General features: G+C 73.2%; 19 protein-coding genes and 1 pseudogene. 4 read left to right on the forward strand and 16 right to left on the reverse strand.

The window, feature by feature from the left end; all coding sequences use genetic code 11:
- From DDW44_RS25670 to DDW44_RS25740, 15 genes are all read right to left on the reverse strand, one after another.
- Positions 1 to 918, reverse strand: coding sequence for a 2-hydroxy-3-oxopropionate reductase (locus DDW44_RS25670; protein WP_108907916.1), 918 nt, complete (start codon positions 916 to 918; stop codon positions 1 to 3).
- A 58-nt stretch (positions 919 to 976) separates the two neighbouring features.
- Positions 977 to 1,816: a TIM barrel protein gene (locus tag DDW44_RS25675; RefSeq protein ID WP_018888745.1), complete on the reverse strand. Its 840-nt coding sequence runs from the start codon at positions 1,814 to 1,816 to the stop codon at positions 977 to 979.
- 666 nt (positions 1,817 to 2,482) lie between these two features.
- A complete protein-coding gene (locus DDW44_RS25680; RefSeq protein ID WP_108907917.1) occupies positions 2,483 to 3,328 on the reverse strand; it encodes a hypothetical protein in 846 nt (281 codons plus the stop codon).
- A gap of 49 nt (positions 3,329 to 3,377) precedes the next feature.
- On the reverse strand, positions 3,378 to 3,872 hold the full coding sequence (locus DDW44_RS32995; protein WP_051093093.1) for a hypothetical protein: 495 nt from the start codon (positions 3,870 to 3,872) through the stop codon (positions 3,378 to 3,380).
- 350 nt (positions 3,873 to 4,222) lie between these two features.
- Positions 4,223 to 5,500 (reverse strand): MCE family protein, encoded by a 1,278-nt coding sequence (locus DDW44_RS25690; protein WP_108907919.1) that lies wholly within the window; start codon positions 5,498 to 5,500, stop codon positions 4,223 to 4,225.
- Positions 5,497 to 6,801, reverse strand: a complete 1,305-nt coding sequence (locus tag DDW44_RS25695; protein ID WP_108907920.1) for an MCE family protein — start codon at positions 6,799 to 6,801, stop codon at positions 5,497 to 5,499. The genes DDW44_RS25690 and DDW44_RS25695 overlap by 4 nt, the downstream gene beginning before the upstream one ends.
- Positions 6,798 to 7,904, reverse strand: coding sequence for an MCE family protein (locus DDW44_RS25700; protein WP_108907921.1), 1,107 nt, complete (start codon positions 7,902 to 7,904; stop codon positions 6,798 to 6,800). The genes DDW44_RS25695 and DDW44_RS25700 overlap by 4 nt, the downstream gene beginning before the upstream one ends.
- A 185-nt stretch (positions 7,905 to 8,089) precedes the next feature.
- Positions 8,090 to 9,070 (reverse strand): MCE family protein, encoded by a 981-nt coding sequence (locus DDW44_RS25705; RefSeq protein WP_018888751.1) that lies wholly within the window; start codon positions 9,068 to 9,070, stop codon positions 8,090 to 8,092.
- A 20-nt stretch (positions 9,071 to 9,090) separates the two neighbouring features.
- Entirely contained in the window at positions 9,091 to 10,134 is a 1,044-nt protein-coding gene (locus tag DDW44_RS25710; protein WP_017944507.1) for an MCE family protein, read from the reverse strand.
- Positions 10,131 to 11,375, reverse strand: a complete 1,245-nt coding sequence (locus tag DDW44_RS25715; protein ID WP_108907922.1) for an MCE family protein — start codon at positions 11,373 to 11,375, stop codon at positions 10,131 to 10,133. The genes DDW44_RS25710 and DDW44_RS25715 overlap by 4 nt, the downstream gene beginning before the upstream one ends.
- Complete coding sequence (locus DDW44_RS25720; protein WP_017944505.1) at positions 11,375 to 12,202, reverse strand: MlaE family ABC transporter permease; 828 nt, start codon at positions 12,200 to 12,202, stop codon at positions 11,375 to 11,377. Before DDW44_RS25720 ends, DDW44_RS25715 begins: the two co-directional genes overlap by 1 nt.
- A gap of 2 nt (positions 12,203 to 12,204) precedes the next feature.
- Positions 12,205 to 12,975 carry an MlaE family ABC transporter permease gene (locus DDW44_RS25725; protein ID WP_017944504.1) on the reverse strand — a complete coding sequence of 257 codons (771 nt, stop codon included), beginning with the start codon at positions 12,973 to 12,975 and terminating at the stop codon, positions 12,205 to 12,207.
- Positions 12,972 to 13,916 (reverse strand): ABC transporter ATP-binding protein, encoded by a 945-nt coding sequence (locus tag DDW44_RS25730; protein ID WP_108907923.1) that lies wholly within the window; start codon positions 13,914 to 13,916, stop codon positions 12,972 to 12,974. Before DDW44_RS25730 ends, DDW44_RS25725 begins: the two co-directional genes overlap by 4 nt.
- Positions 13,917 to 14,446: 530 nt before the next feature.
- Positions 14,447 to 15,661: an RNA polymerase sigma factor gene (locus tag DDW44_RS25735; RefSeq protein WP_108907924.1), complete on the reverse strand. Its 1,215-nt coding sequence runs from the start codon at positions 15,659 to 15,661 to the stop codon at positions 14,447 to 14,449.
- A 55-nt stretch (positions 15,662 to 15,716) separates the two neighbouring features.
- Positions 15,717 to 16,832, reverse strand: a complete 1,116-nt coding sequence (locus tag DDW44_RS25740; RefSeq protein WP_108907925.1) for a lytic transglycosylase domain-containing protein — start codon at positions 16,830 to 16,832, stop codon at positions 15,717 to 15,719.
- 160 nt (positions 16,833 to 16,992) lie between these two features.
- Here DDW44_RS25740 and DDW44_RS33000 point away from each other — a divergent pair.
- Positions 16,993 to 17,235: pseudogene (locus DDW44_RS33000) on the forward strand (YkoF family thiamine-binding protein); the annotation flags it as partial.
- Between the two features lie 149 nt (positions 17,236 to 17,384).
- On the forward strand, positions 17,385 to 17,753 hold the full coding sequence (locus DDW44_RS25750; RefSeq protein ID WP_018888756.1) for a helix-turn-helix domain-containing protein: 369 nt from the start codon (positions 17,385 to 17,387) through the stop codon (positions 17,751 to 17,753).
- Positions 17,754 to 17,932: 179 nt separating this feature from the next.
- On the opposite strand, the gene DDW44_RS25755 is transcribed toward DDW44_RS25750, so the two are convergent.
- Complete coding sequence (locus DDW44_RS25755; RefSeq protein ID WP_017944498.1) at positions 17,933 to 18,223, reverse strand: hypothetical protein; 291 nt, start codon at positions 18,221 to 18,223, stop codon at positions 17,933 to 17,935.
- Positions 18,224 to 18,489: 266 nt separating this feature from the next.
- Here DDW44_RS25755 and uraD point away from each other — a divergent pair, with 266 nt between their 5' ends.
- Both uraD and uraH read left to right on the forward strand, forming a co-directional pair.
- Entirely contained in the window at positions 18,490 to 19,002 is a 513-nt protein-coding gene (gene uraD / locus DDW44_RS25760) for a 2-oxo-4-hydroxy-4-carboxy-5-ureidoimidazoline decarboxylase (RefSeq protein WP_027732246.1), read from the forward strand.
- Positions 18,999 to 19,388, forward strand: a complete 390-nt coding sequence (gene uraH / locus DDW44_RS25765) for a hydroxyisourate hydrolase (protein ID WP_017944496.1) — start codon at positions 18,999 to 19,001, stop codon at positions 19,386 to 19,388. The genes uraD and uraH overlap by 4 nt, the downstream gene beginning before the upstream one ends.
- The last annotated feature ends 1 nt before the right edge of the window (position 19,389 follow it).

The following is a 19,389-nucleotide window of genomic DNA, read 5'->3' on the forward strand; positions in this document are numbered from 1 at the left end:
TCAGGCGGCCGGCGAGCCGGACAGGCGCTCCACCGCGCGGAGCAGTGCGGAGTGGTCCAGGCCCCCGTCGCCCTGTGCGCGCAGGGAGGCGACCAGCTGGGCGACGACGGCCCCGACCGGCAGTGCGGCACCGACGTTGCGGGCGGCGTCGGTCACGATGCCCATGTCCTTGTGGTGGAGGTCGATCCGGAAGCCCGGCTTGAAGTCCCGGTCGAGGAAGTTGTCCTTCTTGCGGGTCAGGACGGTGGAGCCGGCCAGTCCGCCGTTGAGGACGTCCAGGGCCGCCCGCAGGTCCACACCGGACTTCTCGAGGAAGACGACGGCCTCGGCGCAGGCCTGGATGTTGATGGCGACGATCAGCTGGTTCGCGGCCTTCACCGTCTGGCCGGAGCCGTGCGGGCCGCACAGGACGATCGTCTTGCCCAGGGCCTCGAGGATGGGGCGGGCCTCGTCGAAGGCGTCCTGCTCGCCGCCGACCATGATCGACAGTACCGCCTCGACGGCGCCGGCCTCGCCGCCGGAGACGGGGGCGTCCAGGACGCGGATCCCCTTGTCGGCCGCGTTCTTCGCCAGCTCTACGGAGGTCTGCGGGGTGATCGAGGACATGTCGATCAGCAGGGCACCGCGCTTCGCGTTCTCCAGGATGCCGTCCGGGCCGTAGGCCACGGCCTCCACCTGCGGCGAGGCCGGCACCATGGTGATCACGACATCGGCGCCCGCGACGGCCTCGGCGATCGACGTGGCGGCGGTGCCCCCGGCGGCAGTGAGGCGGTCCAGCTTCTCCTGCTCCAGGGTGTAGCCGGTCACCTGGTAGCCCGCCTTGATCAGGTTCTCGGACATGGGGGAGCCCATGATGCCGAGGCCGATCCACGCGATCGTGGGCAGGTCGGTACGGGGCGAGTCTGCGAGGGTGCTCATCGGGATGCCTCTCTTGAAGCGGTGGTACGAAGGGGGGCGGCGGACGGCAGGCCCGGGCTCAGTGCGCGGGCCGGGCGCTCTCGGGGAGCCAGTCGAAGGACCGGGCGCTCGGACGGTCGCCGGCCTTGTACTCCAGGCCGACCCAGCCGTCGTAACCGGCCTTCCTCAGCCGGTCGAGCAGCTCCTCGAGCGGCAGGGAACCGGTGCCCGGCGCGCCGCGCCCGGGGTTGTCCGCGATCTGCACATGGCCGGTCTTCGCCGCGTAGGCGTCGATGACGGCGGCGACGTCCTCGCCGTTCATCGACAGGTGGTAGATGTCCAGCAGGAACTTGGCGTTGCCGAGGCCCGTGGCGGCGTTGACCCTGTCCACGACCTCGATCGCGGCGGGTGCGCTCACCAGCGGGTAGAGCGGGGACTCCGGCTTGTTCAGGGCTTCGATCAGCAGGATCGCGCCCACCCGGTCGGCCGCGCGGGCCGCCGCCACCAGGTTCTCCAGGGCGAGTTCGTCCTGGACCGCCGGGTCCACGCCCTCGACGCGGTTGCCGTAGAGGGCGTTGAGCGCCTTGCAGCCGACCGACGCGGCGAAGTCCGCGGCCACGTCGATGTTGGCGCGGAAGCGGTCCGACTCCTCGCCGGGTACGGAGAGGGCGCCGCGGTCCGGGCCCGGCAGCTGCCCGGCGTAGAAGTTCAGGCCCACCAGCCGGGTGCCGGAGTCCTTGAGCGCCTTCCTCAGGCCGTCCAGCTCGCTCTGCTCGGGTGTGGCGGTGTCGGTCCACGGCCACCACAGCTCGACCGCAGTGAAGCCCGCCGCGGCGGCGGCCGCCGGGCGCTCCAGCAGCGGGAGCTCGGTGAAGAGGATCGAGAGGTTCACATCGAAGCGCTGGTCCGGGTATCCCATGAGGAGATGCGCCCCTTCCGTATTGCGGAAACTTCTTTCTGCTTAATGGAAGATTGCCTGTCGTGGGGGAGGGATGTCAAGGCCGGGCCGACATCTGACCGCGATCCGGACGCGATCCGGACGCGATCCGGCGGGGTCCGGGCGTGATCCGGCGGGGTCCGGGCGCGCTCCGGCCGACGTCTGGCCGCGCTCCGGCCGCGCTCCGGATGCGACAGCGACCGCGCTACTGGCCGCTCCCCGGCGCCGCGGCCCCGGCGAGATGGGCACGCGACCGCGCCCGCCACGTCTGAAGGCGGGCGGCGAGCGAGGCGGGCGGCGAAGAGCGTGGCGGGCGGGCGGCGGACCGATCAGGGCGGGCGGAGAAGGCAGGCCCGGCCGGATGCGGCCGGGGAAGCCTCTGCCGCCCGGAGCCGCCCGGAGCCGCCGGGAGCCGCCGGAGCTGCCCGGAGCTGCCCGGAGGCGCCCGGAGCCGCGCAGAGCCGCCGGGAGCCGCCGGGAGCCGCGCAGAGCCGCCGGGAGCCGCCGGGCGGCAACGGCGCCCGGAGTGGCCCGTGACGGGCACGTCCGGGCCACGCGAAAGCGCCCCCCGGGTGGCGGTGGGGGGACGGCCGTACTCGGCCGTCCCCCCACCGCCACCCGGAGGGCGCAGTGGTCCCTCCCGGCGGTCTACAGCGCGTCGACCGCGCTGACCTTCCACCCTCCGGAGGTCCGGGTGAGCTCCATCCGGACCCGGTTCAGGTCCACCCGGGGCCCGTCGACGCGGGTGCTCCGCGTCACCTGGTTGACGAAGAGCAGGACCACGGCCCTGTCCGGTGACGCCGACACCACCGAGGCCGCGGAACCGCCGCCGCCGGGCGGTGCCACCACCGAGGCCGTGACCACCCCCTGGTACTTCTTCGCCGTGGGCGCCACGACCTTCGTGGTCGTCCTGCGGTACTCCTCGAGGAACGGGCCGGTGAGATGGCCGCGTGCCGCGGCGAAGTCCCGCTCCAGATGCCGGTGGTCGTACGAGAGCACGGCCGGCGCCGCCTTCCGGGCCGCCGCCAGCGCCCCGGACCGCGCCTGTTCGGCCTGCCGGCCGTTCGCGTACGCGGTACCGAGCACGGCCGCCGCGACCAGCCCGGCGACGGTGAGCACGGCCAGTACCGCGCAGACCAGCAACCGGCGCCGCGAGGACCGGCGGCCCTCCGGCGTCCCGCCGTCCGCCGCCGGGGCCCCGGCAGCGGACTCCGCGTCCGGCGCGGCCTCCTCCCAGCCGGGCGCCTCCCAGTCGGGTTCGGTACCCGCGGGCGGAGGGTCCTCGGCACGCAGGGTGCGCCCGGCCACGGCACCGCCGGTAGCTGCGGCCGGCCGTCCGGAACCGTCCGTTCCCGGCGCGGCCCGCCGGGCGCCTCCGGTCTGGCCGGTCTGGCCGGTCTGCCCGGCACGCTTGGCCGCCGCCCTGGCCGCGGCGGTCATGGAACGCCGGGCGGGGGAACCGGAGCCGCGGCCGCGGGTCGTCGTGTTCGCCACGGGAATTCTCCTCACTGGTGGTCGTAGAGGCGCCGGCTGCGGGCGCGGTTCAGCCGACGAACTCCACGTTCGACGTCAGCCAGCGGCCGCCCTCGAGCACGAGGTCGAGCTGGAGCCGGTAGGTACGGGCCTGGCCCTCCGGGGCGGCCGAGTTGGTCACCTTGCTGTCGGCGACGACCAGGACGCGGGCGGACCGCTCGTCGGAGCGGGCGATACCGGCCTCCAGCACCTGGCCCTCGGACACCGACTTGTTCGCGGCGACGAGCTTGGTCAACTCCGCTGTCTGCGCCGCGAACTGCTTCTTGAAGTCGCCGGTGGCGCCCTTCAGGACGTTGGCGCTGTCCCGCGCGTAGTGCCGGTAGTCCAGCGAGGTGAAGTTGAGGGCCGACCGCCGGGCCGCGGCCAGGATGTCCTGGCGGCGCTGCTCGTCGGCGCGCTGCTCGTACACCTGGACGCCGAGCCACAGGGACAGGGCCGTCGTCGCCACGGTCGCCACCGCGAGGACGGCGGCCACCGCCCTGCCGTGCCGGGCGGCCGAGGCCACCCGTGCCCCGAGCCGGGCCGGCGCCCGCAGGGCCCTCACCACGTGCCCCCCGCGCCCGCCGCCCGCCTCGCGGGCCGTTGCCGTCGCGCCTGCGGACGGGTCGGTCCCGTCTCCGTCCGTCTCCGGTGCGGTGCCGTCACCGTCAGCCGCCGGGACGGTCTTCCCGCCGTCGGCCGCTGCGTCGCTCTTCCCGCCATCGGCCGCCGGGACGGTGCTGCCGTCGCCTGCCGCCGTGACCGCCGAGGCGCGGTCCGCCCTGCTCTTCGCCGCCGACGGGCTCTCCGCGCCCGCCACGCCAGCCGCGCTCTCCGCCCCCGACGGGCTCGCCGTGCTCTCCACCGCCATGTCCGTCATGCCATCGGTCCCACGAGCAGCCATTGCCATGACTCCTTTCCGAACACGCTCTGTTCGCCGCCCGTCGAGCCGATCTCGACAGTCGTTCCGTCCGGTCCGGCGGCCGTGCCGGTCTCCGGGTCGTAAGGGGTGACGTACGCGGCCGGGTCCGCGCCGCCGCCGGAACGCCCCGAGGAGCCGGGCGCGTTCTGCGCGCCGCGGACCGAGACGGGGCCACCTCGCGGGGCCGAGCAGTGCGCCGCCGTGTTCGCGGGCCGGTCCGAGGTGTCCGAGGGATCGCGACGCTGGGTCCCGTAGCCCTGCCGGCAGGCCGGTGGGTCGTCGGCGTTCGTCACCATGCCGAAGTGGGTGGTGCCGTCCCCGGGGATCACCGTGTAGCTGCCCGCCACCACCACCGGAAAGGTGACCAGGGCCTGTTCCACACCGGGCAGCCGGGCCAGCGTGATCTGGCCGCCGCTGATCAGGTTGCCCAGTAGGACCGGCAGATGGGGCCGGGTTTCCGACAGCAGCGAGTCGACCTCCTGCGCGGCGGGCGCCCCGGCGTCGACCAGCCGCCGGATGTCACCGTCGGAGGACTTCAGCTCGGCGGTCAGCGCCGCCAGGTCCCGCGAAAAGGACCGGATGGCCGAACCCTGTTCCGCCTGGGTGCCGAGCACCTTCCGCGAGTCCTCGATCAGGGCGATCGTCTGCGGCAGCGATCCGGACGCCGCCTCGACCAGGTTGTTGCCGGAGTCCACCAGCCTGCTCAGCTCCGGACCGGTGCCCGCGAAGGCCTTGCCGAGCTCGTCGACCGTGATCCGCAGATCCTCCTTGCCGACGGAGTTCACCAGCCGGTCCAGGCTCAGGACCACGTCGGTGGTCGGCAGCGGCACCCGGGTGTCGCCGCGGGCGATGACGCTCCCCTCGCGGAGGTACGGTCCGCCCGTTCCGCGCGGCTGCAGGTCGACGTACTGCTCGCCGACCGCCGAACGGTTCGCCACCACCGCCACCGTGTCCGCCGGGATGCGGGCCCCGTCCTCGATGTCCAGGTCCACGGACACGCCGTCCCGCCCGGTCAGCCGCAGCTCCCCGACCCGGCCCACGGGGACTCCCCGGTAGGTGACCTCGGCGCCCTGGAACACCCCGCCCGAGTGGGCGAGGTCGGCGCGTACGGTGTAGCCGCGGTCCAAAACGGCGTCCACCAGACCGGTGTAGCGGGCCCCGACGTACGACACGCCGATCGCGGTGACCGCGGCGAAGGCCGCGAGCTGGATCCTCACCATGCGAGTGATCACGGCTGCATTCCCTTCAGCATCAGCTCCGCCAGCGCGAGATCGACCCCCGGCGGCCGTCCGTCGCCGTCGCCGCTCCCGTACGACGCGTGCCCGGTGGTGCACACCGGCGGGCAGAGGCCGCCTCCGCCGCCCGGCGGGGTCGGGGCCGGAGGAGGCCCGCCCGGCTCGCCCGGCAGCGCCGTGGGCTTCGGGACGCCGGGCACGTCCGGCACGTCGGGGACGTCGGGAAGCCCGGGCGGCTCCGGCAGTCCCGGTACGCCGGGCAGCGACGGCACGTCCGGTACGCCGGGCTTCGACGGCTCGTCGGCGAGATTGCCGTAGACCGACTCGAGATCGAGGTCGGCGGTGATCTTCAGATTGACGTAGTCGCCGTGGATGGCGTCCACCGCGTTGCGCGGGAACGGATACGTCGTCAGCAGTTCCAGGGAGCGGGGCAGATCGTCACCGGCCTTGTTGAGCTGCTCCAGGATCGGCCGCAGGCTCTTCAGGTTCGCGACGGTGTCGTCCCGCGACGCGTTGATCACCTGGCTGCCGGTCTTCCCCAGCTTCGACAGCGAGGTGAGCATGGCCGTCAGGCTGCGCCGCTGGTCGGCCAGTACCTTCAGGGCCGGCGGCACCGTGTCCAGGGCCCCGGCGATGGTCTTCTTCTCCTGCGCCAGCCGCTTGGCGAGCCGGTCGATGCCGGCCAGCGCGCGCACGATCTCCTTGCGCCGGCCGTCGAGACCGCCGAGGAACGTGTCCAGCTCGGTCAGCAGGGACTTCACCCGGTTCTCCCGGCCCTCCAGCGCCTTGTTGAGCTCAACCGTGATGGTCTTGAGCTGGGCCACCCCGCCGCCGTTGAGCAGGGCGGACAGCGCGGAGAGGACCTCCTCGATCTCCGGGTTGCGGCCGCTGCGGGAGAGCGGGATCCGGTCGCCGTCCTTCAGCCGGCCGGCCGGGGCGGTGTCCGCGGGCGAGGACAGCGCCACGTACTTCTCGCCGAGCATGCTCGTCTGCCGCAGCTCGGCCACCGCGTTGGCGGGCAGGGTCACCGAGTCCGCGACGCGCAGCCGCACCCGGGCGTGCCAGCCGTCCAGCTCGACCTTCTCGACCGCGCCGACCGTGACGTCGTTGACCTTCACCGCCGACTGGGGCACCAGGTCGAGCACGTCCCTGAACTCGACGGTCACCCGGTAGGCGTTGCCGTCGGCCGCGGCGCCGCCGGGCAGGGCGACGTCGTACAGACCGTTGAACTCACAGCCCGTCAGCAGCAGCGAGCCGGCCGCCGCCCATGCCGCCGTGCCGGTGCGCAGTGCCCTCATGCGCGGGCCTCCAGGATTCCGCCGAGCGTACGGTCGACCGGTCCGGTGCCGGAGACCGCCCGGGTGCCGGCCGGTTCCAGCTCCGGCAGGGAGTCGAACAGTTTGTGCAGGTCGGCGCAGTCCTTGGCCTTCCCGTCCCCGGTCGTCCGCAGCAGCGAGCAGAGCAGCGAGGCCGGGTCCTGCGGGTGCTCGACGTTGTTGCGGGTGTCGAGGGTCCCCGCGGACGGGTTGTAGGCGTTCTGCAGGTTGGACAGTCCGACCGGGGCGACCTCCAGCAGTTCGGCGAGCGCGGCGCGCTGGGTGACCAGCACCTTGGTGACCTTGCTCAGGCCCTCCACGTTCGAGGTCAGCGACTGCTTGTTCGCCCGTACGAAGTCGGAGACGTCGGCGAGCGCCACCCCGAGGTGCCGCAGTGCCGCCGCGAGGTCCTTGCGCTCCGCGGCGAGCTGCCCGGCCACCTCCGCGAGGCTGTCGTTGAAGGAGCGGACGTTCTTGTCGTCCGCGGCCAGCGCGGCCGTGAACACCTGGAGGTTGCGGATGGTGGAGAACAGGTCCTGCCGCCCGTCCGACAGAGTGGTCACCGCCAGGGAGAGGTCCTCCACCGACTGGTGGATCGCCTCGCCCTGCCCCTCGAGGTTGTCCGCGCTCACGCCCAGCAGCCGCGACAGCGCGCCGTCGTCGTTCGCGCCGCGCGGGCCGAGCGCCTCCGAGGTCGTGTGCAGGCTCTCGAAGACCCGGTCCAGCTCCACCGGTACGGCCGTGCGCTCCTCCGGGATGACATCGCCGCCCCGCATCACCGGTCCGCCCCGGTACACGGGCAGCAGCTGCACGTAACGGTCGCTGACCACCGACGAGTTGATGATCGCGGCCTTCGCCTGGGCGGGCACCTTCCGTCCCTCGCCGTACTCCAGCACCACCCGCACCCGGCGGCCCTCCGGAGTGATCTCCTTGACCTCGCCGATGCGGACACCGAGCACCCGGACGTCCGAGCCCGGGTAGATGCCGACCGTCCGAGGGAAGTACGCGGTGACCCGCACCGGTTCCTCCCGCGGCCACAGCAGCAGGCCCGCCGCGACCAGCGCGAGGGCGGTGACCAGCGCCACCCCCCGCAGCAGCGGTGTGCGGGGCGGACGTATGCGGGACAGGGGTGTGCGCGGCAGACGTATGCGCGGCAGACGTATGCGCGACAGAAGTGTGCGCGGAAGACGTATGCGCGACAGGGGTGTGCGCGGCACACGTATGCGGGACAGGGACGTGTGCGGCAGACGTATGCGCGGCAGGGGCGCTTTCACGAGGGACCTCCCGTCCGCGGGACCACCGGAGCGGCGACCAGATTCTGGATGTAGCTGTCGAACCAGCGCCCGTTGCCGAGGGTGTTGGCGAAGACGCGCACATACGGAGCCAGCAGCCGCACGCTGCGGTCGAGGGCGGCCTGGTTGCGTTCGAGCATGTCGACGACCTGGTTCAGGCCCTTCAGCGCGGGCCCGATCTCCTTGCTGTTGTCCTTCACCAGGCCCGACAGCTGGACCCCGAGCGAGGCGGAGCTCTTGAGGAGGGCGTGGATCGCCGCCCGCCGCCGCGAGATCTCCTGGAACAGCGCGTCGCCGTCCTTGACCAGGAGGGAGAACTCCCGGGAGCGCTCGGCGAGCACCGCGCTGACCCCGTCGGCGTGGTCGAGGAGTTCGCGCAGCGCCTGGTCGCGGGAGGCGACCGTACGGGAGATGCGCGACAGGCCCCTGACCGACTCCCGCACCTCGGCCGGGGAGTCCTCGAAGGTAGTGGAGATCGTGTCCAGGGCCGTGGCCAGCCGCTCGGTGTCGATCTGCTCCGTCGTGGTGGTGAGGTCGCTGAACGCCGTCACGACGTCGTACGCGGGCGTGGTGCGGTTCAGCGGGATCTCGCTGCCCGGCCTCAACTGCCCCGGCCCCTTCGGCTCCAGGGCGAGGTACTTGGCGCCCAGGATCGTCTTGACGCGGATGGCGGCACCGGTGCGGGTGCCGAAAGCCGGCTCCCCCTTGACCCGGAAGACCACCTTGACGTGGTCCCCGTCCAGGTCCACCTCGTCGACCTTGCCGACCTTCACCCCGGCGACCCGCACCTCGTCGCCCGGCTTCAGCCCGCCCGCCTCGGAGAACGCGGCGCTGTAGGTCTCGCCGTCGCCGATCAGCGGAAGGTCGTCGGCGTTGAACGCGGCGACGGCCAGCAGCGCGAGCACGGTGAGGCCGACCGCGCCGATGGTCACGGGGTTGCGCTCCCGGAACGGGATCATGCGGGCCCTCTGACGCCCCTTCATGCGCACCTCGCCCGGGCGACGTGCAGTTCGGGGGTGATGACCTCACCGGTCCCCGGGAGGACCACCCGTCCGTCGAAGTCGCAGAGGTAGAAGTTGAACCAGGAGCCGTACGAGGCGGTCCTGGTCAGCTTGTCGAGCTTGTTCGGCAGCCGCTTCAGCACGCCCTCCACGGTCTTCTCGTTGTCGTTCAGCGTCCCGGTCAGATCCCGCAGCTCCGCGATGTCGTCGCGCAGCGGCGGGCGGGCGTCCTCCAGCAGGCCGGAGGTGGCCTCCGCGAGGCTGTTGATGTTCGCCAGCGACTCGCCGATCGGCTTCCGGTCGGCGGAGAGACCGGAGACCACCCGCTGGAGCTGCTTGATCAGCGCGGAGAAGCGCGCGCCGCGCTTGTCCAGGGTCGCCAGCACGGTGTTGAGGTTGTCGATCACCGAGCCGATCAGCTCGTCGCGGTCGGCGAGGGTGGTGGTGAGCGAGGCGGTGTGCGCGAGCAGGCTGTTCACCGTGCCGCCCTCCCCCTGCAGCGTCCTCACGATCTGGGTGGCGAGCTGGTTGACGTCCTTGGGGCTGAGCGCCGCGAACAGCGGCTTGAACCCGCCCAGCAGGGCGTTCAGATCGAGCGCGGGCTGGGTGCGCGACAGCGGGATCCGGCTCCCGGGCGGCAGTGCCGAGCCGTCGCCGGGGCCCTCGGTCAGCGCGACGTACCGCGAGCCGACCAGGTTGCGGTAGCGGATGACCGCGCCGGTGCCGGTGTGCAGCGGGCGGTTCTCGGTCACGGTGAACGTGACCTCCGCCAGCGTCCGGTCCTTGATGCCGATCTCCCGCACCTCGCCGACCCGCACACCGGCGACACGGATGTCGTCGCCCTCCTCCAGGCCGGTGACATCGCTGAACACCGCGCGGTAGGTGTGCTCGGGGGTGAAGGAGACGGTGGCGATGGTGGCGGCGAGCAGTGCCGTGGCGAGCACGGTCACCACCGCGAACAGACCGAACTTGATCAGCGGCGACGCGGTCTGGCCGGCCCGCCGCAGGGACGCGGACCTCATGCGACGCTCACCGCCGTCCCCCGGGCCATCGGGCCGAACAGCAGCGTGGCCACCGCGGGCACCTCGTCCGCGGGCACGCCCAGGACCGGGGCCACGAGCGATCCGACGGCCCGCTGCTCGGCCCGCGTCGCGGACACCGGCCGTCCCGTCGCGGCCCCCGGCGCGACCCGGGTGGTGCCGTCGTCCAGCTTCACGTCCGGTGCCGGGACCCGCGGCCGGGGCATGCCGTGGCAGTCGGGACCCGAGCGCTCCCCCCAGCGGGGCTCCTCCCCGGGGCGGTACCCGGGCCGCGGATGGACGAACTCGAGGGTGATACGCATCTTTCCGCCTCTGAAGGTCTGTGCCGACGCGGCCTCCTGCCGGACGAGACCGTCCAGCAGGCAGGGGTACTCGGGCGAGTAGCGGGCGAACAGCGCCAGCGTGGGCCGCGAGACCCGGCCCAGGGTGATCAGCCGCTCGCCGTTGTCGCCCAGGAAGGCGTCCGCGGTGTTCGCGGCACCGGCGGTGGAGGTGAACAGGGCGGCCAGCTGCTCCCGCTTCTCCACCACGGTGCGGCTGGTGGTGAGGGTGTTGCGCAGAATCCGCATCAGGTCCGGCGCGGCGTCCCCGTACACCTCGGCCACGTCCGCGAACCGTGAGATGTCCTCCTGCAGCGACGGCATATGGGGGTTGAGCCGGCGCAGATAGTCCTCCACCCGGGCCAGGTTGGCGCCGATCCGGTCGCCCCGGCCCTCCAGCGCGGTGGAGAACGCGGTGAGCGTGGCGTTGAGTTCGGCGGGGCGGACCGTGCGCAGCAGCGGCAGCAGATCGTTCATCAGCTGCTGCACCTCGATGCCGACGGCGGTGCGGTCCTGGGTGATGACGTCCCCGGCGCGGATCGCCCGTGCCGGGGTGCCGTCGGGGGCGACCAGGTCGACGTACTTCTCCCCGAACAGGGTCTTGGGCAGCAGCCGGGCCCGGACGTCGGACGGGATCCGCGACACGTGCTCCGGGTCGAGGGCGAGGTCCAGCGTCGCCTTCTCCCCGTCGGCCCGCACCCCGCGGACCTCGCCGACCAGCAGCCCACGCAGTTTGACGTCGGCCTGGGGATCCAGCTGGTTGCCGAGGGTGCCGGTCTCCAGCGTGACCCGGACGACGGGGGTGAACGCCTTGCGGTAGACGGCCACGGACAGCGACAGCAGCAGCCCCAGCACCGCGATGAAGACGATTCCGTTGATCCGCAGTCGGACGGACATCGGCACTACCCCGCAATCCGTACGGTCGTGCTGGCTCCCCAGATCGCCAGGCTGAGGAAGAAGTCCAGGATGTTGATGGCGACGATGGAGGTGCGCACCGCACGGCCGACCGCGACGCCGACACCGGCCGGTCCGCCGCCGGCGTAGTAGCCGTAGTAGCAGTGCACCAGGATGATCACGACGGCGAAGACGATCACCTTGCCGAACGACCAGAGCACGTCGACGGGCGGCAGGTACTGCTGGAAGTAGTGGTCGTAGGTGCCGGCCGACTGGCCGTAGTAGCCCGTCGTGATCGTCCGGGCGGCGAAGTAGGAGGACAGCAGCCCGACGACGTACAGCGGGATGACGGCGACGAACCCCGCGATCATCCGGGTCGTCACCAGGAACGGCAGCGACGGGACGCCCATCACCTCCAGGGCGTCGGTCTCCTCGCTGATCCGCATCGCGCCGAGCTGGGCGGTGAACCCGGCGCCGACGGTCGCCGACAGCGCCAGCCCCGCCACCAGCGGGGCGATCTCCCGGGTGTTGAAGTACGCGGACAGGAAGGCGACGAAGTTGGAGGTGCCGAGCTGGTTGAGCGCCGCGTACCCCTGGAGCCCCACCTCGGTGCCGGTGAAGAAGGACAGGAACGCGATCACGCCCACGGTCCCGCCGACGACGGCGAGAGCGCCGCGGCCGAAGCTGACCTCGGCCAGCAGCCGCAGCACCTCCTTCTTGTAGCGGCGCAGGGTGCGTCCGGTCCAGGCCAGTGAGCGCCCGTAGAAGACCAGCTGGGCGCCCAGCTCCTCCAGGGAGCGCAGCGGGCGCCCCACGAGACGGTCGATCAGCGCCACGGTCAGCCCTTCTGCGGAACGACTTGGAAGTACACGGCGGTCATCACGAAGTTCGTGACGAACAGCAACATGAAGGTGATGACCACCGACTGGTTCACCGCGTCGCCCACGCCCTTCGGGCCGCCCTTGGCCGTCAGCCCCTTGTACGAGGCGACGATCGCCGCGATCGCCCCGAAGACCAGCGCCTTCAGTTCGGCCGCCCAGAGGTCGGACAGCTGGGCGAGGGTGGTGAAGGAGGCCAGGTAGGCGCCGGGAGTGCCGTTCTGCAGGACGACGTTGAAGAAGTAGCCGCCCGCGACCCCGACCACCGACACCAGGCCGTTGAGCAGCACCGCGACCACCATCGACGCCAGCACCCGGGGGACGACCAGGCGGTGGATCGGGTCGATGCCCAGCACCTGCATCGCGTCGATCTCCTCGCGGATCTTGCGGGCGCCCAGGTCCGCGCAGATCGCCGTGCCGCCTGCTCCCGCGATCAGCAGGGCCGTCACGATCGGCGACGCCTCCCGAAGGACGGCGAGCACCGAGGCCGCGCCCGAGAAGGACTGGGCGCCGAGCTGCCGGGTCAGGCTGCCGATCTGCAGCGCGATGACCGCGCCGAACGGGATCGAGACCAGCGCCGTCGGCAGGATCGTCACACTGGCGATGAACCAGGCCTGCTGGATGAACTCCCGCAGTTGGAAGGGCCGGCGGGGCAGCGTCCGCAGGACGTCCAGGGCCATCGCGAACAGGCTGCCGGAGTGCCGCAGCGCCCCGGTGGGGGAGAGGCTCATGTTCCCGCCACCTCCTTGCGGCCGTGCAGCTCCGCCTCACGCCGGGCGATGGCCTCCCAGCGGGGCGGGCGGGTGATGCCGGGGCTCGGCAGCAGCCGCGGGGTCATCGCGCCGCCACCGTCGTCGGCCGACCCGCCCCGGTCCAGCTGTGCGAGCTCCAGCTCGACCTGGGCGGCGTCCTTCTCCTCCGCCATGCCGATCGGACCCTGCATCCGGCCGTGGAGGAACTGCCGCACGACGGGCTCGTCGCTGGTCAGCAGTCGCTCGCGGGGCCCGAACATCACCAGCTCCCGGCGGAAGAGGAGCCCGATGTTGTCCGGGACCTGACGGGCGGAGGCGATGTCGTGGGTGACGATGAGGAAGGTGGCGTCGATCTGCGCGTTGAGGTCGACGATCAGCTGGTTGAGATAGGCCACCCGCACCGGGTCGAGTCCCGAGTCCGGCTCGTCGAACAGGATGATCTCCGGGTCGAGCACCAGGGCGCGCGCCAGCCCGGCCCGCTTGCGCATCCCGCCCGAGATCTCGCCGGGCAGCTTCTCCTCGGCGCCGATCAGGCCGACCATGTCCATCTTCTCGAGGACGATCCGCCGGATCTCCGTCTCGGACTTGCGGGTGTGCTCGCGCAGCGGGAAGGCGATGTTGTCGTACAGGTTCATCGACCCGAACAGCGCGCCGTCCTGGAAGAGGACGCCGAACAGCTTCCGCACCTCGTACAGGTCGTGCTCGCGCAGCCGGGTGATGTCCCGGTCCGCGATCCGCACCGACCCGCGGTCGGGCTTGAGCAGCCCGACGAGCGTCTTGAGGAACACGGACTTGCCGGTGCCCGAGGGGCCGAGCATGACCGAGATCTCCCCGGCGGGCAGCGTCAGCGACACGTCCTGCCAGATGACCTGGTGGCCGAAGGACTTGGTCAGCCCCTCCACACAGATCTCGACACCCATCCGGTACACCCTTCAGCCGTTGAGCAGCTCCGACATCTGCTCTACGGGGAGGGACGGGGCGTCCGTCGCACGAGGACCGAGATTTTTTACGCGGGTGAGACGGGGCGTTCACACGGGTGTGCCGGGGGCGACGGCGCCGGCGGGGGGAGGCGGTCCGGCGGGGGCAGACCGAAGGGCGGGGGAAGGCGGGCCGCCCCCGTTTCCCATGGGTACGGAGGCGTCCGTACGCGCCCTTCCCGGTCGGCGGCCCGTTCGCCCGGTCGCCCGGGGCGGCCCGTCCACCGGTCCGGCTCCCGCGGGATCGCGGTGGGCGCATGCGCGCGGGGCGGAAGCCGCCCGGGATGCCGCGCCGCGCCGAGACACCGGAGGATGCGGGGCCGCCGGCGGTCGTGGCGGGGCCGCGCGGGGCGCGTCCGGGGTTCCGCCGCTGCCGTCGGCGGTCGCGCCGGGCCGGGCCGGTCCGGCGGGGCGCGATGCGCGGGCCGGGCGTGGGCGCGGTCGTGTTCGGTGGAGCAGCGGTCCGACGGTCGTCAGGGTGCAGGGATGTCGCCCGGGATCGACCGGGTGGGTGCGGGCGGCGGCCCCGCGGGCGGGGGGCTGGGCAGGGCCGGTTCCGCCGGAGCGGCGGGCGCGGTCGCGGTCGGCCGGGGCAGGCCGGGCGTCCCCTCGGCGGCGCCGCCCGGACCCCCCGGCAGGTCCGGCGGCCGCGGCACCCCGGAGGCCTCCGGCAGCCGTGGCGCGCCGGATGCGTCGGGCAGCTCCGGCAGCTCCGGTATCCCGGGCGTCACGGGTATCCCGGGCACCTCCGGGACGGAGGGCACCGCGGGCGCGGGCACCGCGGGCACCGCCACCGGCGGGAGCGAGGAAAGCGCCGGCCCACCCGGCAACAGCGGTACGGGCAGGCCGTCGCCCGGTGCTCCCGGTACGCCGGGTGGAGCGGGCAGCGGGCCCGTCGGGACGCTCTGCCCCGCGCCGCCCCGCTCCTCGCCGCCCCGCCCGGCGCCGTCGCCCGCGGTCCGGACATCGGCGGTCTCGGACGTGCTGGGGGACGGCCCCGGCCCGTCGCCCTCCTGGGCGTACGGGACGACGAAACCGGCGGCCGCGAGTGTCGCCGCGGTCGACGCGGCGACCACCAGATGAGCGTTGCCTCCCGTCCGGGGCCTGCGCCCCAGCAGCCAAAGGACCACCCCCAGCGTGCCCGCGAGCGACGCCCGAAGCGTCCGGCGGGCCCGGGCCAGCAGCGACTCAACCGTCCGGTAGCTCAGCCCCATCTCCCGGGCGACCTCACCGACGTCGAGGTCCTCGGACTTCAGCCGCAGTGCCTCCGCCTGCCGGGCGGGCAGCTCACCGCTGCGCACGGCCAGCCACTTCGCCTCGGCCCGGTCGCACACCACCTCGTCGACGGGCGCGGGCCGCGGCGCCACCAGCAGCGGGCTGCTGCGTACCTCCGCCTCCCGGTTGACCTGCCGGTACCGGTCGACGCACAGCCGCATCGTCACCGTCGTCAGCCACGCGCCCAGCCGGTCGTCGTCGAGATGCGGGTTCTCGGCCGCCCGCAGCATCGCCTCGTGCACGGCGTCCTCGGCGTCCTCCTGGCTCATCGACCGCCGACGGGCCACCTTGAGCAGGTCCTCGCGATGGCTCCAGGCGCGCTGCCAGCGTTCCTGCGACGCCCCCTCCCGGGGCCCGCCGCGGGCCGCCCGCTCCTCCGCGCCCGAATGCGCAGTCTGAGTGTCCGTCGCCATGAGGGCCCCTTCGCGCTCACCCCGCCGGTCCCGTCCTGCCCGGCGGGGGGCGACATTACCGCCGGGTATCCGGGGTTGTGGAGGGGGTGGCGCGCATCGAGTCCTTACCGTTGCCGACCAGCGGCTCCGTGCCGGAGGGTACGCCGCCGCCGGGCAGCGGGGCCCGGGGCGTGGGGACGGCCGGCACGGGCGCGACGGGCAGCACGGGGCGGCCCGGGCCCTCGGTGCCCTGCTCCGTGGGCCGGGGCGCGGGCGACGCGGAGGACCCCGGCGGCCGTGTGCCGTCCGCGCCGCCGGTCCCCCTCGGTCGGGTGGAGGCGTCCGGTCCGGGCGGGGCGGGCCGGGCCGTGCGGGAGGGCGCCGGTGTGGCACGGGGCGCGGCGGTTCCGGCGCCACCCGCGTCCGGCACCACCAGGTGCCCCTGGAGGAAGTAGTTGAACCACGCCAGGACCGTACGCAGATAGGCCGTCGAGCGGTTGTACCCGAGGATCGCGCGGTCCAGGTCGGCCGGCTCCGAGAGGTCCCGGCCGCCCGCGCACAGATAGCGGCCCGCGGAGAGTGCCGCGTCGTGGATGTTCGACGGGTCGGCCCGGCCGTCGCCGTTGCCGTCGGCACCCCAGACCGCCCAGGTCGACGGGATGAACTGCATCGGCCCGACCGCACGGTCGTACACCGTGTCCCCGTCGTACGCCCCGCCGTCCGTGTCCGTGATCCGCGCGAAGCCGTTGCCGTCCAGCCGGGGCCCGAGGATCGGCGTGACGGTCGTCCCGTCCGGCCCCACCCGCCCGCCGTGCGCCTGCCCGGACTCCACCTGCCCGATCGCGGCGAGCAACTGCCAGCGCAGCCCGCATCCGGGGGCGCTGCGCGCCAGTTCCGACTCGGCCCGCCGGTAGGCGGCGAAGACGCCGGCCGGGAGCGCGCCGCCGCCCGCCACCGGGCTCCCTTCGCCCGCATCCCCGCCGGCCGGGCCTCCGGCTCCCCGCGCGCGGAGCGGGGGCAACTCGGTGCGGTACGCGGAGTCGCCCGAGACACTCGGCCCGGGTGTCCCGCCTTCCCCGACGGGTGCGGGCGCGGAGGCCAGGGCCCCCTGCGCCTGTGACGCGGTCAGCACCGCCATCGCCGCCGCGGCGACCGCCGCACCCCGTACCGCTCTGCGTCCGTGACCCGTCATGCCGGCCCACCCCTCCCTCGTCCTGCCGCCCGCCACCCCGGGGCGTGCGGCTTCCTCCATCCGGCTCTACGCGGGAGGCGGGCCGTTCCGTCGCACGCGGTCGCCGGATTCTCCGGCACCGCCCGGCGGGCGCCCGTACGGGCGGGCTTAACGTGGGGTCATGCGATTGCGAGTGGAGTTCACGACAGAGCCCTTCGACCTCGACGAGGCCCCGGCCCACGCGCTGGTCGCCCGTGAGGTCATCCAGGCCGCCGACCTGGACGCCGTGGACGTCGGCCCCTTCGGCAACACCGCCGAGGGCGGGGCGGACGCCGTGCTCACCGCGGTCGACTCGCTGCTGCGCCGGGCCCTCGGCGCGGGCGCCACCCGGGTGTCGCTGCAGGTCAACGTGATCGGGGAGGACGGCACCGCGACGGCCGTCCACGACGGAGCCGTGGGCGGCCGTCGCGAGGCCGTGGACGACGGAGCCGTGGAAAGCGCGAACGCGCATGCGCACGCGAGCGAGGACGCGGACGCGGATGCGGATGCTAACGAGAACGCGGAGGGGGAGCGGTGACCGGGCCCGGCGAGCATCCCCTGGTCAGCGCCGTGAGACCGCTGGCGGACGCGATGGGGGCGGAGATCCTCCGCCCGGACCAGGCCCAGCCGGACGACGTGGTCCTCTCCTGGGAGGGAGCCGAGGTACTGGCCGTGCGGCTGCCTCAGCTCTCGGACTCGCTGGACCACATCCTGGCCGCCATGGAGCGGCGCCACGGCATGCCGCTGTCGTCACTCGACCGCAAGGCGAAGCAGTCCGTCGTACGGACGCTGGAGGCGCGCGGTGCCTTCTCCGTACGGCACGGAGTGGAGACCGTGGCCGGTGCGCTCGGGGTCAGCCGGTTCACCGTCTACAACTACCTGAACCGGGAGAAGAGCCCTTAGGGCGGGAGGCCCGAGGCGGGTGGTCGGCGGGACCCGGGGACCCGCCGGCACGCTCCGTCCGCCCCCGCGCACCGGTTCGCGCACGGCCGAGCGCCCGACCCGGGGCACCGGCTCCGTGCACGGCCGAGCGCCCGCCCCCGGGTCGTCGCCGACCGGGGCGGGCGCTGCTGTTCGCAAGGTCACATGGCCTCCTGCTCCTTCGACGACGACTGCGCCTTGCGGATGTCGTGCACGCCGGCGACGAGGGTGCCGTCGTGCTGCTCGTAGTGCGAGAGGGCGAGTCCGAGGCCGAAGAACGTGGGTGCCCACTCTCCGACGAAGATGCCCCACCGGTCCGCGCGGTCGAGTCCGGCGCCCGGCTCGGCCTTGCGCGATGCGGTCCAGGCCAGGATGGACAGGCCGATGGACACGAACGCCGCGGTGTAGGCGTGCTCGCTGCGCAGGCCCTTCTCGTGCAACATCTGGATCATCGTGTTCTCCCTGGTGTTCAGGTGCCTGGACTTCCCTCAGGTTCACCCGCCCGGCGGAGCGACGCATCCGGAAATGCGGGCCCGGGGCCGCTCGGGCCGCGGCTCGGCCGGTCAGGGGCGTACGGCGTCCGGTGGCCGTCCGCATCCCGGGACGGCGGCCTTTCCGGCCACAAAATTTCAACAAACTGTTGACTGGCTGTCGTGGGAAGGCGTTAGCTATCCGCAGCCCGTCCGACTCACCTTGCAGAACAGCCACGGAGGACCCCGTGTCTTCGACTTCCGTACCGGGCCTCACCCGGTTCAACACCTCGACGGACAGCGAGGCCCGGTCCGCGCTGCACGAGGTGTGTGCCAGTACGGCATGGGGCAGCGCGCTGCTGGCCCGGCGCCCCTACGCCACCGTCGAGGCCCTCCTCGCCGCCGGCGACGCCGCCATGGCCGAGCTGACCGCCGAGGATCTGGCCGAGGCGATGGCGGGGCACCCGCCGATCGGCCGGCCGAAGCCCGGGGACCCGACCTCCTCCCGCGAGCAGAGCGGGATGGCCGGTGCCTCCGAGGAGCTCAAGGCCGAGATGCTCGAACTCAACCTGGCCTACCAGGAGAAGTTCGGCCATGTGTTCCTGATCTGCGCCACCGGCCGTACCGGTGAGCAGATGAGGGACGCCGTCCGGGAGCGGATCGACCACTCGCCCGAGCGGGAGCGGGAGATCGTCCGCGCCGAACTGGGGAAGATCAACCGGATCCGGCTGACCCGTCTCGTGGAGGAGGAGAGCGCATGAGCACCGAGACCACGGCGTCCGTGTCCACCCACATCCTGGACACCAGCGCCGGCCGCCCCGCCGAGGGCGTCGCCGTGTCCCTGTCGGCCCGCGAGGGTTCCGGGGGCGAGTGGACGGCACTCGGCGGATCCGCGACCGACGCGGACGGCCGGTGCAAGGACCTGCCGGCGCTGCCGGAGGGCACCACCCACGTACGGCTCGACTTCGAGACCGGGCCGTACTTCGCGAAGAAGCAAGCCGAGGCCCAGCAGGACGCCCCCGCGAATCGGGACAGCGGTGCGTTCTTCCCGGAGGTGGCGATCACGTTCGCCGTCGTGCCGGGCGAGCACTTCCACGTACCGCTGCTGCTCAACCCGTTCGGCTACTCCGTTTACCGAGGGAGCTAGC

The sequence above is a fragment of the Streptomyces tirandamycinicus genome, assembly GCF_003097515.1.
Taxonomy (GTDB): domain Bacteria; phylum Actinomycetota; class Actinomycetes; order Streptomycetales; family Streptomycetaceae; genus Streptomyces; species Streptomyces tirandamycinicus.